The following is a 14,365-nucleotide window of genomic DNA, read 5'->3' as shown; positions in this document are numbered from 1 at the left end:
GGCTACGATGATTAACTGATGTAACCGATCAGATCGTAACTTCCTGATTTAGTTCCATCGAATTACGCAACAAAGCCAGTCTAACTGTTAATCTATAACTATTGATATATCTACATTCTTGAGAAATAAGCCCCCACGTTTTTTGAAGCGTTTACTTTACCTACTAATTGCTATACTCAATATCGTTAACTCTGTTCAACGCTGAGACATCACCATGAAACGTTTATTGCTGGCTGCTATGTGCTTACTTACGGCTACTGGACAAGCAGAAACCATCTGTAAAACCGATGCGATAGGAATAACACGTTGTAAGGACTCCAATGGAGTAGAGACAAGGTACAGGACGGACACTCAAGGCACTGTTAGATCATCGGACGGAACAACGTATAAGGTTGACGCTCATGGAGCTATACGAGGCTCAGACGGCTCAATATATAAGACTGATGTAAACGGAATCATTAGAGATAACAAGGGTAATACGTGGCGAGAAGATGCTCACGGAAACTTGAGGGGGTCGGACGGATCAATCTGTAAGAAAGATCCCCACGGTGCCGTAAGATGCACAGATTAATAGATGAGGCTTATGATGAAAAGAAAATACGTTACAACGTTGTTGGTAATAGCAATATCAGGCTGTGGTGATTACGAATCGGTATCTATACCGAGCTTAGAGCTATCGGAAGAACAAAACCAAGTGCTCTTGGGAGTAACAGCGTCTAACCTGACATGTGCTGCTATCAGCAGATATTCAAATGATATCGGTTCACCGATTGAAGATCGAAGTTATCTAGAAAACGCAGAAACTGCTTTTAGTATTATCGCTAATTCCAATCTAGTGGTAGAAGTAAAAACTGGGATGAAACTTATAAGCAGATGAAAACCGTAGTTTATAATGGGGTTATTACAGATTTGAATAATGCACCATCTTTGAATGACTTTTACGATCATGTATTTCCACATTATCAAGAAGCCTTAAAAGTAAAATCTATCCGAGATTGTGCCGATGTAAGTGCAGTAACTAGGCGTATTCTTGACCCGTTGTTGGTTCTGTAAAGTAGTCGATAGTGGATGATAAAGAGGTCATTACTAGTGAAATTAAGTAGTACACCTATTAACGATAGGTTTCTTATTACTTGCTAAACAAACTGCGTTATCGATCTCTATCATTCAGACCAAACTTTCATAAATGAAACGATTTTTCATTAAATTGCATAAATTCAGGCTGAATAATAATTCAATAAATGCATATAACCCATTTGTGCAATATAAATGCAAATACTCCGATATTAAGTCGATTTGTGCACTGGATGTGGGAGTGTGGGGGTAGGACTACTCAAGAATGAGCGTATATAGTCCATAGAAAGGTTTTAGCGATGAATTGGTGTGATTGTATTAATGTTGATTGAAACGTTGTGAGAGGCTTTGAGGAGTTATTTCAGACAATAAAAAACCGCCCATGATAGGCGGCTATATGATAGGACAGGGGATAGATCGAACGGTTAGTTATTCTCTTTGATGTAACGATAAAGTGTTGCGATTCCGATTCCAGCAGCCTTAGCAGCTTTCTCTTTGCTCATTCCGGTATCAACATACTTGAGAGCTTCTCTACACTTGTCTAGCGTCTTCTGAGATTGCTGTTTGCCTTTATATTTACCTTCTGCTTTAGCTTTGGCGATACCTAGAGCTTGACGTTCTAACATTAACTCACGTTCCATTTGGGCAACACTGGCTAAGATTCCTAATATCATTTTTCCACTAACACTAGATGTATCAACACCAATATTAAGGATTTCGAACTCTACACCTCTACGTTGATATTCCTCTATAAGTGTCATTAATTCGCCCTGAGAGCGTCCTAGACGGCTTAATTCACGAATAACAATCTTATCTCCTTTCTTAACCTTACTTAACAGTGTTGTTAGCTCTGGACGCTCTAAACTCTTACCACTAGCTATGTCTTTGTATATCGTAGCGTCTGGGTACTTATTCTTAATTTCAGTTATCTGTGGATCTGATTGCTGGGTATTGGTACTAACTCTAACGTATCCGTAAATCATCTTACTATTTCCTGTCTATCATAAGGGTTCTAAATGATAAAATCTATCTTATAAGTTGTCAATGATCTAAATGATAGATTGTTATCAGTAAGTCACAAGACCAAACCTAAAAGATAGTGATTGGTTCTCTAGTATCACCACTATCATTTGTTACTTAAATGATTCTTAAAATGTCCACGGAAAAGGGCAGTGATTGGTGAGATAAATAGAGTGTTGTTTGTATGCAGAAGAGGTGCATAAATATTTCCCGATTTCTACGAATTTCAAATCTGGGGGTGAGTGTGGGGCTAAGCGAGTCGATCTCTCAATTTTGAATTTCCAAACCTCTGTTTATGATGTTTTCCTGTAACAATGGATATTTCGCCACTAATAAACAAGCATTGAAAAATTTAATTTTATGTGTAACAAAAATTTTAGGTAAGTATATAAATATTGCTACTTATGATATAATTGTTACATGTATTAAGATAAGATTTTTGATTAATCCTCTTAATAACACCTCTAAATAAGCAGTACACCCAATTCTAGATATTTTCATCATAAGATTGCTGAGAGTTTTTACCATTTTAACGCACATTTTATTGAAAATATAATTACTGAAAGTTATGTAAGTTATTGATTTATAAATAAGCAGCACACCTTTTTGACAACAATCAGGACTTCCGACAATGAACCGAAATCAAAAGATTTTGTATGTTCAAGGGGAGATCTTAAGCCTAAATTCCAGTTTATTAAGCAGTACTAAAATTTCACCAGAAATTAAGCATGTAATATACCTATTAGGTTTAAATCTACCTTATTCATACATTGAAGAAACAACTGGATTTAAACAATCCTACCTAAGAAAAATCAAATCTGTACACAAACAGGTTGTAGATTGCCTACAAGAAGAAACAGCCAATCTTTACAGTATTAACGGTATTAACTAATAAGGATAATAATAATGAATAGTAAGCCTTTACCCGTTGTAACAAACATCGGAAACCGTCACTCTTTACAAAACCACCTCGATACGCTTCTTGATGTAGCATCGGCACAGGATAAGAACCTGCAAGCCATTAATAAAGCTTATAGCGGATTAATCAAATCTCTTATTTCCGCCGCCCAAGGAAAAGAAGAAATCAATAAATCACAGTTAGATTGCATCAAGATCTTACTAGCAGAACATAAGCACCTTAACAAAGTGGTAGCGGATATTGAGGAGTTGATTAAAAAGGTTCGTATCTACCAAGATGAAGAAGAGGCTAAACACACTCCAAGTAAATCTTCTTCAAAACAAAAAATTTCACTACCTAGGATCCCATTAGATACCCCAATGTATGGAGGCATGAAATAATGCACGTTAATTACTTCGGTGTTCATGCAGAACTTTGTCACAGCTTACTATCTGTATGGGGATATGATGAAGAAACCCTTAATCAACATCACATCTATCAACCACTGATTACGTTATCCTCACCAGAAACGAAAGCTACGCTATGGCGGTCGATTCTGCAGCATCAAGAGGTATTACAAGTCGTTCTAATCAACAATGAAGATTACGGTGTTAAATACCTTTTATACGTCCTTCAAGAGTTCTGTACAGCTTGTAGCGATAAAGTAGGGTGTTTATATGATGATGTAGAAGAAGGGACGTTACAAGCCGCTTGGGAACATGTGGAACAGCATGTGATCCCCTCTTTGGGTGATGAGAAATGTGTTATTACGTTTGGTGCAGTGTAATATCCTTGCTCTTACTACTGAAGTGTCACCACCCAGTTACCGCCTTTATCTTCAATTTCATATTCATAGTAAAAGTTGTTACACACCACCGTAAACCCTCTAGATACCATCATTTCTCTAATTGCTGAAATTGAGTCGCATTTATATCCTGTGAGTTGAATCATACGCACCATTTGTGGGATTACTTCTGGGTGCTCTTCAACTCCTTTTGGTAGGTTCACTCCAGATTCAAGCAGGTTCATTGAGTTATTATATGTCGTCCTTGCTGGTTTGCGCTCGGTCTCTGCTTGCTGAACAATCACTATTTCTCTTTGCTTTTTCTCGAATTGATTAATTCTACTTTGTAGTAGGGTTTTAGAGCTATTAACCTGACTCAGAACGTTTTTATACCTATCTTGCTTCAGGCAAAATGTGTCCATACTCGGAGATAGATATTTAAATTTTGAAACTTCTTTTAATTGATCAAGTTCAGAATCTAGGTCTAACAGTGATTTAGTTAGCGTCACGCCCTTCAAATCATTATCTTTAACTTTTTGGTAATTTTGGTCACAGAAAGATAGACGTTCACTCTGTTGTTTTTCTATTGAAGCCAATAGAGCAGCGTTACTTTGTTCTATTGACTCCAATTCCTGTTGATGTTGTTCGAGTTTTATTCGAGCATACTCATCACTAAAAAAGTTCAATTGCGGTTTGTATTTGCTGATTTCCCCTTTAAATTCTTTACAAAGTTCTGCAATTTGATCGTTATTGAATGGATTCTCGATGCAACGAGTAGAACCAATAGACTTTAAGTTATTGATTGTATCTTTTAATGCAGTTCTACACTCAATCTGAAGATTACCTGATCTAACTTGTCCAAAACTATCTTGATATTCTTTCATTATATGAGGTTCATTTCCGCTAAACACCGAACAGAAGTTATCTACACTTGACTTAATCATTCTTCCCTGTGCATTGAGCGAAACAATTACTTCTCCTCCAGAATTGAACTCGTATGGTAAGTATGAATTAGCCGCTTCCAAGCTGGCGGAAGCAACCATAAGTGATATTAAATAGTATTTACGCATTTATTGATAACCTAGTAGTGTTCGTACTTAACCTTAGTATCAATGCGAACTAACGTAAATATTCCATCTTTACAAAGTGTTGGGTATGTCACTTACTCATTTAAAGCGTTTATAAGGGCGTGAGGTTAAACGCTTTCAGTTATGGTTTCCCTATATCAAAATCTAACCTCTCTATTACTTCCTGTAACAACCTAGGCTTGTAGTCCTTACCATATCGACCATATGTCATTGTTTCATCTGTATGACCCAACAGGTAAGAAGCTGGACTATATTCAACACCCAACTGTTTGAACTCATTGGCTACAGTGTGTCGGAAAGAGTGGAATGTCTTTTTGTAACGTTCATTCTTGTTTAGAACTTTATCACGCTGAATACTGAACCACTTAGAAGGGTACTTACCGTAACCATCTTCTGGTAAGTATTTGAGAGTAGGGAACACTAGCCCTAAAGGTAAGCTTTTAACGTAGTCGATAAACCCTAACTTAATTAGTTTACTGTGTATCGGGATATTCCTAAATGCAGCTTTGGTTTTGAGCTTTTGATCCGGTCTATCTGCATTGATGGAGATACACCAAACTCCATCTATTTGCTTGATGTTGTCGGTATATAATTGACACAACTCATTAATTCTAGCTCCCGTGTACAAACCTAGTAGTGGTATCCAATAGTGCCAAGCTTCTTTGGGGGGCGTTTTGTATGGTTCTATAGTGAATAACTTTTTAATGTCTGAACGTGTGAAAACTCTCCTTTCTTCACTTGCTTTGATTTCTTTACGTACTTGCAACTTAGTAAACGGGTTTTTATCTGATTTTTCATTCAAAACCAACCAGTCAAAGAAACCGCTAACCACCTTCAACGTGTCGTTAATCGTATGAATACCGATAGGTTTATCACCAAAAGCAATAATTTGTTTAATCGTTTTCCCTTTGTAACGTGGGTTGTTGTTGATATTGGGCGGTAGCTGCACAAGTTGGTGTTTAAATGATAAGGCATCATCACGGGTGAATGAGTTAATCCCTTTATCTTTAACAATGCGTAGTAGTAGTTCAAGTCTAGACCGATACCGAGCTAGGGCTTTTGGAGATACCCTATCTACTGTTTTAGCTGTCATAAATAATTCTATGCATTCGGAGAGTTTCGGCTCTTTCTTCTTTGCTTGCTGCTGAAGCTTAACTTGGGGTCGTTCGGCTATAAATTGATTAGTTACAACAGGAGTCTGTGACAACGTTATGTATTGGAGTTGAAAGAATTCTCTATCGTAATTTGCAGTATGTTTCGTTGCTAGTATTACAGCCTCACGAGGGTTGGTTGTATGAAGAGAAAACCGTACAACTTTAGCATTTTGATAGTGATGTTGAAGGTGGGAGGGGATTCGTCTCTGATAGTAAAAGGTGTTGTTTCGTTTGGTGAGATGTCTCATTTAAATGTACCCCAAAATGTGGGTAACATCTAAGAAAGTTAATAATATCAGATAGGTAACTCTAGAAATTTAAATCTCCAGAGGTTCCTCCAACTACAGTCCCCGCTACCTAGGTAGCACCTGAAATAGTTAATTCTTCGGCGAGTTATGCTAATCAAATGTTAAAATTTGATTAATAACCACTCTCCTGCAGTCTTCATCGGAACAATTACTCAATTAAATGAGTAAAGGTTAGTTAATGATGCTGGTCATCATTAACGTGTGAACTCTATCATGTTTTTGGTCCATTTCAACACCCTATGTCAATTTATTTTCAATGAAATAACCTCATCAATTTTCATGAAGGTATGTTTGCCAATCTTTTTGTGCGAGTCACGGCATAAATAAAATTTATTGGGTTAGGGAATGGAACCCAAAACACTTCAGAACGATAAATGTGTTTCGATCGTTACGACATAAGTTATTCAATTAAGGACACAAAATTGATTAAAATCGGAGCACTTGTTTTAAAATCTACGCTAAGTTGACCTTATGGTACGTATAAATGGGTTACAATGAATCTTTGTGAAACAGTCTACGGACCTAGGCAGTTTTTCATGAGTGGACAAGGAGGCGGTATGACCAGGTTATTAGCCATTGCGGTGTTGATTGCAGTAGCATTTGTGTTGTTTCGTTATCGAACCAATGAAAAAGTCCAAAAAGCGACCGTTATAACATTAATTGGCGCATTTCTGATTTATACAGCATCAATTATGTTTGCGGAATTGATCCGCTAGCAAAGTAAAAGAGTCCTTGGAGTAGTATACGGTGAGTTCTCAGAACAAAATGGAAGAGCAAGACGACGTAGTTGTCATTGAAGAGCGTGACAAACGTACGCATATCTATATCGCAATCGCTGCGGTGTTAGGCTTGGCATTTGGTGGCCTTGTTGGATCGGTTGTCACTGCGAACAAGTGGGAATCGACTTACCACGTATTAGAAGAAAAGTATCAAGCACTAACGCAAGATAAAACCCAGTTGGCATCTCAAGTAAAAGTGCGTGAAGAGGCGATCGACCAAGAAATACAAAACCAAGTTAGTGAGTTACTCGCCGCGAAAGATGAAGCTCATCAGAAAGCACTTAAGAAGTTGCAAAAGCAGTTGACTGAGGTCGAGAAGGTCAACTTGTCACTAGAGTCTCAATTGAAGCAGCAGGCAGATAAGATCAACACGACGAAGTCAGAAAATGAGAAGTTGAGTCGTCAAGCGGATATGCAAGCGACTATGTTTGAGCGGTCCCGCGAAGTATTCCAGAAAGAGCTAAAAATTTCGCAAGAATTAGAGTCTCTCGAGAAAGAACGGTCGAAATTATTACCTAAGATTGAGAAACTCAAGAAAGAGTGTGACGTATTTTTAGAAGGCAAATCTTGGGACGTGAAGTCGGACGCGTGTGATAAACATGATGAAGCTAATTCACGACTAAGTCAGGTCGATCAAATGATTGAAGTCTATAAAATGGACCTCAAACAAATCAAAGCAATAACGGAAGATATCGGCCTTTAAGTCTTTTGTATCCGGTTTTGAAAAGCAAAAGGAGCTCTTTAAGAGCTCCTTTTTCGTTGTTAGCTATGACTTTTAGCCTGTCGCGTATATTAGATTCGTGAGGCGTCATAGCCTGAGGCGAGCAGGAGCTCTCGTTCGTGTTTAATCAGCTGAGCTCGATCTTCAATTAGTTCATTGAGTGCTTGAGATGGCTTACCTGCTAATGCTTTGAACGAAGCAAAAGATTCCGCGGTGTCGATTTTATCAATCATCTGACTGATGACATTACGAGCCTCACACGGGTTACTCGTCGTTGTAAAGTATTCTACTTGCTTTGCTGCCGATTTCATCTCAGTTAATAGCTCAAGCGGGCTACTTTCTTTGGCTACTGCCATGTAGTTATCCAGCACGCGCTTTGCATAAAGCAGTTCTTTGAGGGGGATATCTCTTCCGCTCTCGATTAGGGATTCGCTAAGGATCATACTTGCGCTCATGGGCATTCCTTCTTATTACTACGCCGCTTTTGATGTTTCCTTGAGTCTAATTTATTGAAGTCACATTGGGAATGGGTAAAAAGCATTTTTAACGCATTTTTATTCATTTATGAAAACACGAATGCGATGCTTATCTGGATCGATAGCCATAAAATTTAACCCATACACTGATGTCGCTGGTGGTTGAACAAACTCAACACCTAGGTCTTTCCAGCGCTTGTAAATGCGCTCTAGCATATGACTATTGGGCACCGATAAAGACAACTCGGTGCCACCACCTCTAATTCCGCTGTAGGGTGAAAGATTATCTCTTTGCTTGAGTGTCAACGTTAAGCCTTCGGTCAGTGGAATAGCGGCGAAGGTTGGAGACAACTGCGTGACTTTGCGTTCGAACAGTTTCGAATAAAAAACTTGGCTTATGTGGATGTCCTCAACGTAGAGAACGAATGAATTGATAGTCAGCATGGTTTGTTCCTTAATCAATTAGAAATAGTAGGGGCAATCTAACGGAAAGGAACGACAGGAGTTGTCAGTAGAACATTCTCGAAGGTAAGTGACAGAATAAGAAAAAGGAGCCGTTTAGCTCCTTTTTATCAGCGGAATCATTGGTATTAATGAGTGTGTTTGGAAGAATACCAGTTGTTTTGATACGCTTTAGATGCAAATAATGCGTTTGCTTTTGCACGCTCGATAATAGACTCGTCCACCTCTAGCGGCTTCATGGTTTGGTCTTTAAAGTCGTACGCCAGGGTCGATATCTTTTCACCAGGGGAAAGCACAACGAGATTGTCGCGCGTTAAATAACCAAAGTTTTTGTCGTATTGCATCATTGCGCGTTCATCTTCGCGAGCCAGTGGCTTCGTTAAATCACGACCAATCATCGGTGTTTTAGCATCTACCCCAATCAGAGATAACAGTGTAGGCGGCATGTCTATGTTGTTTGCTATGCGGTCATCTTTACGTGGTTGAATGCCTTTACCAAGGATCAATGCTGGAATGTGAAAGTGCTTAACTGGAACAAGGTTAGCGCCAGAAACACGTGCATCATGATCTGCAATTACAATGAAAATGGTATCATCCCAATAAGATGACTTTTTCGCCTTTTCAAAGAAAGTGCCCAAAGCGTAATCGGAATATTTAACGGCGTTGTTACGCGTCATATATTCTGAATCGTATGGCTCAATTTTGCCTTTTGGATACTCATAAGGGCTATGATTACTTGACGTAAAAACTAAGCTAAAAAAAGGTTTGTCGCTTTTTGAAAGGCGTTCAAACTCTTCGTTTGCTTTGTTATATAGATCTTCATCACTAACACCCCAAGAGCCAACAAAGCTTGGGTTGTTATAATCGTCTTCTTCTACTATTTGATCAAAACCGTTACCAAAGAAGAAAGTTTTCATGTTGTCAAAGTTGGCTTCACCGCCGTAAATAAATTGCGTGTGATAGCCTTGAGCTTTCAGTAAGTCCGCGATGGTAAAGAAACCCGTTTGGCTTTTACTCAGCTTCACTACCGCGCGAGACGGAGATGGAGGAAAGCCCGTGGTTACGGCTTCAATTCCACGAACAGAACGAGTACCAGTGGCGTACATTTGTGTGAACTGCCAACCTTCCTTCATGAGTTCATCAAGGTTTGGTGTTAGAGGCAAACCACCCAAAGCACCGACAAATTGGGCGCCTAAGCTTTCTTGTAGCAAAATCACTAAGTTTTTATGTTTACCCTGGTAAGTCGCGGGGTTACTGTTCATGGTTGGGAGTAATGAAGGGGTGAAGTCGGACTTTGTTGATGAAGTGCGAACTAATTCCAACATCTTTTGAGTGTCCATTTTTCCGTAGAACTGCTCAGCATTCTTTTCTGGCTTCATGCTATTAACCGCAAACAACAATGAGTAAGATGAGTTCAGTGCTAAGTCGTTAAGCAGTGGATCGTTAGAAAAGGCGACCATAGCAGGATTTAGCGGGCGGTGCCCTAAAGATGAGCGAGCACCTGCAACCCCAAAAAGAACAACGAAAAGTGCCAATAGTGGTCGCCATTTCCAGTTGACCTGCTGCGCCTTATCGGTCAGTTTCTTACTCCACTTCCAACCTAAAGTGATGGTTAAAACTGTACCTAACGCACCAATAAACAGTTCTAATTTGTAGCCAGTCCAGAGCATACTCAAGACTTCTTTTGGGTAGATTAAGTATTCCACAAACAGGCGGTTTGGACGTAGGTCGTATTCCTGAATGAATGGCGCTGTTGCTAGCTCCATGTATACAAGCACCCAAAGCCCTAAAACCATCCATATGCGTAATATTCGCTTCCAACACTCTCCCATCTTACCGGTTAATGGCATGAAGGTTGAAAACAGTGCTGGAAGAATAAATAACCAGCAAAGCGTTGCAATATCTACGCGCAAACCTTGACCTAGGATGTAAATTAAGTCGTTTAGAGAGTCAATACGGTCAATCTGCCAAAAAGCTAGCAAAACTCTTGAGATAGACAGAAATAGAAGCGAAAACAAAGAAAAGGCAGCAATTGGCTGCAAAGGCCCCCACACAGAGCTCTTTGATAAGTTTTTCATATTTATTCGAATAGTTTAATTGTTATGTTGTGTTGTTTTTAGCAAAGCAAGCGTGAAATAAACGTGAATTATAATGTGGGTTTATGGTCGAGTAGTGTAAGTGTTGGTATGTCTATGTAAGGGGGAGGGGCGTTTGTGTAAAAAAAGAGCCAGTTGATAACACCAACTGGCTCTAGATATTGATAAAGGCATGATTACATTGCGGCTTTCTTCGCTTCTTCGACCCATGCGTCGAACTTTTTCTGGTTCGCTTTGATCCAGCCATTTACATGAGACTCGATGTCCGCTGAGCTGTTCTTACCTTGGCTCATCATCATATTCTGAGCACTAACATCATTGATATTTAGTTTGATGATTTCAAACAGCTTTGCAGCAGCAGGGTTGTTTTCTGTAAACTCTTTATTGGCAACGATGCGCATAGAGTTCATCTCGAAGCCGTAGTTCTTACCGTTCTCTAGTGTCGTATCAATGTCCTTACGCTCACCAGGAAGTGAAGAGAATGGCACTTCTAACCACACAACATCTTTCCCTGGAACTAAAACGCCACTTACCCAGTACGGTGTCCAAGTGTAGTAAAGAATCGGATCGCCTTTTTTGTAACGTGAGATCGTATCAGCGATAATCGCTGCGTAGTTACCTTGGTTGTGTGTTACTGTGTCACGGAGTTTGAAAGCATCCAACTGATGCTCAACAACCATTTCACAACCCCAACCTGGGTTACAACCAGTTAAGTCCGCTTTGCCATCGCCGTTTGCATCGAATAGCTTCGCCAATTTTGGATCTTTTAACTGACCAATGTTAGTGATGTTATATTTTTCCGCTGTTTTCTTATCGATCAAATAACCTTGCGCAGCACCACTTACGTATTGGCCTTTACGGAAGAACTTATCATCACCGCCCGACATCGTGTACTTATCGGCGTGAAGAGGGAACCAACCAACCGCTAAGAAAGTAGCATCACCTTTAGCAATAGAGGTGTAGCCTACGTTGTAGTCCACTTCTTTGGTCGGTTTAACATCGTAACCAAGCTCTTCAAGTGCGCGGTTTACGATCAACGTTTGAAATGTTTCTTCTGCAACGGTTGATTGAACAGGCTGAACAGTGACACCTTCACCCGGTAGTTCACTTGCCACACCATAAGTTGAAAATGCGATAGTACTTAGAGCTCCAACAGAGAGCGCTTTCTTCCATGAATTATTCATTGATGTTTCTCCTAAGTTTTAGATCGTCTTGGTTCGTCTTTGTTTTCAGTTTTAATAGGTATGAAACAGGACCTGTGTGATACCAGCGAAGTTTAGTGTTGCCCGCATTAACCCCTAACACCTGGGTGATACGGTCTAACAAAATCGCAAGAATAACGATGCCTAAGCCACCAACGGCAGCAAGACCCATATCAAGTCGGCCAATACCACGAAGTACCATTTGGCCTAAGCCGCCAACAGCAATCATTGAAGCAATCACTACCATAGAAAGTGACAGCATTAAGGTTTGGTTTACACCTGCCATGATGGTTGGTAACGCCAACGGTAACTGGATGCGATAAAGCATCTGTTTTTTGTTTGCCCCGAAAGAGTGGCCAGCTTCGATAAGCTCTTCAGGTACTTGCTGAATACCTAAAATAGTCAGGCGCACAACGGGAGGCAGGGCGAAAATGATCGTTACTACTACGCCAGGAACGTTACCAATACCAAACAACATAACAATTGGCACAAGGTAAACGAACGCGGGAGTCGTTTGCATTGCATCTAATATTGGCCTAACAAATTTGGCAGCGGTTTGGCTCCTTGCCAACCATATCCCCATTGGTAGCCCTATAAGCAAACAGAAGAAAACGGCGGTTAACACCAGTGCTAGCGTTGTCATCGCTTGTGACCACGCACCAATTAGGCCGATGAAAACAAGGGATACAAGAGTAGAAAAACCAAGTTTTACATTGGAAAACTGCCACGCTAGCAAAAATAAAATGAGTACCATTATAGGCGCAGGTGTAGACACCAAAGCAGTTTCAAACGACGTTAGAATAAAGTCGATTGGAACTCGTATTGCTTGGAAAACAGGTCGACCATGTTCCACCAGCCAGTTCAAACCGGATTCTACCCAGCTATCGAGGGGTAAAACCGCATCTTGGAATGGGTTCATAATATCGAATGGCGCTTGCTCTACAGTTTCTGAGTTGAGCCAATCATTACTTGGCGCGGCCTCTGTACCTTGCGACCAAGGATCATCTTGCGCAGGAGCAGTATTTGACCAGGGATCATTGTTAGTTTGCTCTGAAGACATCGTGTTAATCCTTATCTAGTGTTTGTAGAAGACGTGATTTAGTCACGACACCAAAGTAAGTTCCTTGCTCATCTACGACAGGCACGGCATAAGGAACACCAGCAACCAGACCCAAAATGTCATTAATTGACTGATCAGGCTGAAGAGTAACTTCATCCGGTAATTGAGCACTGGCTAACGAACGGTTTTCTTTATGAGCCAAACGTAGTGAATCAAGAGATACGATGCCGGAATATCGGCTAGATTTATCGACGACAATACCGTAATCACGGTCGTGATCCATCAGAATCTGCATCGCAGAGCCTGGACCGTCATTTTCCGATTTCTTAAAAACAGCCGCTGGCTTCTTGCGCGCGATATCTTTTGCTGTCAAGACACTTGCGATGTTTACGCCGCGGAAAAAGGCTTCGACATAATCATTTGCTGGACTGTGTAATATTTCATCAGGTGTACCAACCTGAACAACCTCACCGTTTTGCATGATGGCGATACGGTCGCCAATGCGCATTGCTTCATCCAAATCATGAGAAATGAAGACAATTGTGCGTTTGTCATCGTTCTGTAGACGAATAAGCTCATCTTGCATCTCAGAACGGATCAATGGGTCTAAAGCGGAAAACGCCTCGTCCATTAATAGGATGTCAGGATCACAGGCTAACGCTCTCGCTAAACCAACGCGCTGTTTCATACCACCGGATAATTCGTCAGGGAAAGATTCTGCATAAGGGTCTAAACCCACTCTTTCTAAGGCGGAAAGGGCACTTTTCTGACGCTCATTAACATCGATGCCGGCAAGTTCTAAACCAAAGGCGGCATTTTCAATCACCGTCATGTGTGGCATGAGTGCGAAACTTTGAAACACCATTGAGATATTATTACGACGAACTTCTCGAAGTTCATTCTCGGAGATGTGGGCGATATCTCTTCCTTTGAGATAAACACTACCTTTAGTCGGCTCAATGAGCCGGTTAAGAAGTCGAACAAGGGTGGATTTCCCGGAGCCAGAAAGGCCCATGATTACGAAAATTTCCCCTTCATTTATGGTGAGAGATACATCGTTTACGCCGACTGTTAAACCTGTCTGTTCAAAAATACCGTCTTTATCGACGCCTTTGTCGATAAGCGAGAAGGCTCTCTCTGGGTCTTCTCCAAACACTTTATACAGTCCCTTAACTTCCAGTATGGGATCCATGTTATCTGTCCTTTTTCGTGTGTTTATAACTGTTTAACGATTTGTACTCTA

General features: G+C 40.3%; 14 protein-coding genes. 5 read left to right on the top strand and 9 right to left on the bottom strand.

All coding sequences use genetic code 11. The annotated features are described in order from the left end of the window. Positions 1–583 precede the first annotated feature (583 nt). A complete protein-coding gene (locus tag R7Z49_RS11240; protein ID WP_318111667.1) occupies positions 584–877 on the top strand; it encodes a hypothetical protein in 294 nt (97 codons plus the stop codon). Positions 878–1,499: 622 nt separating this feature from the next. Here R7Z49_RS11240 and R7Z49_RS11235 read toward each other — a convergent pair. Continuing rightward, positions 1,500–2,057 carry a recombinase family protein gene (locus R7Z49_RS11235; protein WP_318111666.1) on the bottom strand — a complete coding sequence of 186 codons (558 nt, stop codon included), beginning with the start codon at positions 2,055–2,057 and terminating at the stop codon, positions 1,500–1,502. A 943-nt stretch (positions 2,058–3,000) separates the two neighbouring features. Between R7Z49_RS11235 and R7Z49_RS11230 the strand changes: the two genes are divergently transcribed. Then, positions 3,001–3,393: a hypothetical protein gene (locus tag R7Z49_RS11230; RefSeq protein ID WP_169628977.1), complete on the top strand. Its 393-nt coding sequence runs from the start codon at positions 3,001–3,003 to the stop codon at positions 3,391–3,393. Then, positions 3,393–3,779, top strand: a complete 387-nt coding sequence (locus R7Z49_RS11225; RefSeq protein WP_169628978.1) for a hypothetical protein — start codon at positions 3,393–3,395, stop codon at positions 3,777–3,779. The genes R7Z49_RS11230 and R7Z49_RS11225 overlap by 1 nt, the downstream gene beginning before the upstream one ends. A gap of 14 nt (positions 3,780–3,793) precedes the next feature. On the opposite strand, the gene R7Z49_RS11220 is transcribed toward R7Z49_RS11225, so the two are convergent. Together R7Z49_RS11220 and R7Z49_RS11215 are read right to left on the bottom strand one after the other, a co-directional pair. Continuing rightward, positions 3,794–4,846 carry a hypothetical protein gene (locus tag R7Z49_RS11220; protein ID WP_169628979.1) on the bottom strand — a complete coding sequence of 351 codons (1,053 nt, stop codon included), beginning with the start codon at positions 4,844–4,846 and terminating at the stop codon, positions 3,794–3,796. 139 nt (positions 4,847–4,985) lie between these two features. Further along, the gene (locus R7Z49_RS11215) at positions 4,986–6,266 is read right to left on the bottom strand and encodes a site-specific integrase (RefSeq protein WP_169628980.1); all 1,281 of its coding nucleotides are present in this window, start codon (positions 6,264–6,266) and stop codon (positions 4,986–4,988) included. A 617-nt stretch (positions 6,267–6,883) separates the two neighbouring features. Between R7Z49_RS11215 and R7Z49_RS11210 the strand changes: the two genes are divergently transcribed. After that, a complete protein-coding gene (locus R7Z49_RS11210; RefSeq protein WP_005377784.1) occupies positions 6,884–7,042 on the top strand; it encodes a hypothetical protein in 159 nt (52 codons plus the stop codon). Between the two features lie 31 nt (positions 7,043–7,073). Further along, positions 7,074–7,808, top strand: a complete 735-nt coding sequence (locus tag R7Z49_RS11205) for a chromosome partitioning protein ParA (RefSeq protein WP_025998562.1) — start codon at positions 7,074–7,076, stop codon at positions 7,806–7,808. Positions 7,809–7,897: 89 nt separating this feature from the next. Here the strand turns inward: R7Z49_RS11205 and R7Z49_RS11200 are convergent, their stop codons facing one another. The 6 genes from R7Z49_RS11200 to proV all read right to left on the bottom strand — a co-directional run bounded on the left by R7Z49_RS11200 (position 7,898) and on the right by proV (position 14,314). Then, positions 7,898–8,281, bottom strand: a complete 384-nt coding sequence (locus R7Z49_RS11200; RefSeq protein ID WP_318111665.1) for a hypothetical protein — start codon at positions 8,279–8,281, stop codon at positions 7,898–7,900. 99 nt (positions 8,282–8,380) lie between these two features. Next, a complete protein-coding gene (locus R7Z49_RS11195; protein ID WP_005377781.1) occupies positions 8,381–8,746 on the bottom strand; it encodes a VOC family protein in 366 nt (121 codons plus the stop codon). Positions 8,747–8,892: 146 nt separating this feature from the next. Beyond that, complete coding sequence (locus R7Z49_RS11190) at positions 8,893–10,842, bottom strand: LTA synthase family protein (RefSeq protein ID WP_318111664.1); 1,950 nt, start codon at positions 10,840–10,842, stop codon at positions 8,893–8,895. A gap of 194 nt (positions 10,843–11,036) precedes the next feature. Then, positions 11,037–12,044, bottom strand: a complete 1,008-nt coding sequence (gene proX / locus R7Z49_RS11185) for a glycine betaine/L-proline ABC transporter substrate-binding protein ProX (protein ID WP_005385703.1) — start codon at positions 12,042–12,044, stop codon at positions 11,037–11,039. Beyond that, complete coding sequence (proW, locus tag R7Z49_RS11180) at positions 12,037–13,122, bottom strand: glycine betaine/L-proline ABC transporter permease ProW (protein WP_005377778.1); 1,086 nt, start codon at positions 13,120–13,122, stop codon at positions 12,037–12,039. Before proW ends, proX begins: the two co-directional genes overlap by 8 nt. A gap of 4 nt (positions 13,123–13,126) precedes the next feature. Then, the gene (gene proV, locus R7Z49_RS11175) at positions 13,127–14,314 is read right to left on the bottom strand and encodes a glycine betaine/L-proline ABC transporter ATP-binding protein ProV (RefSeq protein WP_017633996.1); all 1,188 of its coding nucleotides are present in this window, start codon (positions 14,312–14,314) and stop codon (positions 13,127–13,129) included. Between the last annotated feature and the right edge of the window lie 51 nt (positions 14,315–14,365).

Origin of the sequence: Vibrio sp. 1562 (assembly GCF_033340155.1) — a bacterium.
GTDB classification, from domain to species: domain Bacteria; phylum Pseudomonadota; class Gammaproteobacteria; order Enterobacterales; family Vibrionaceae; genus Vibrio; species Vibrio alginolyticus.
The sequence above is the reverse complement of the archived record's forward strand: the minus strand, read 5'-3'. Positions and strand labels throughout refer to the sequence as shown.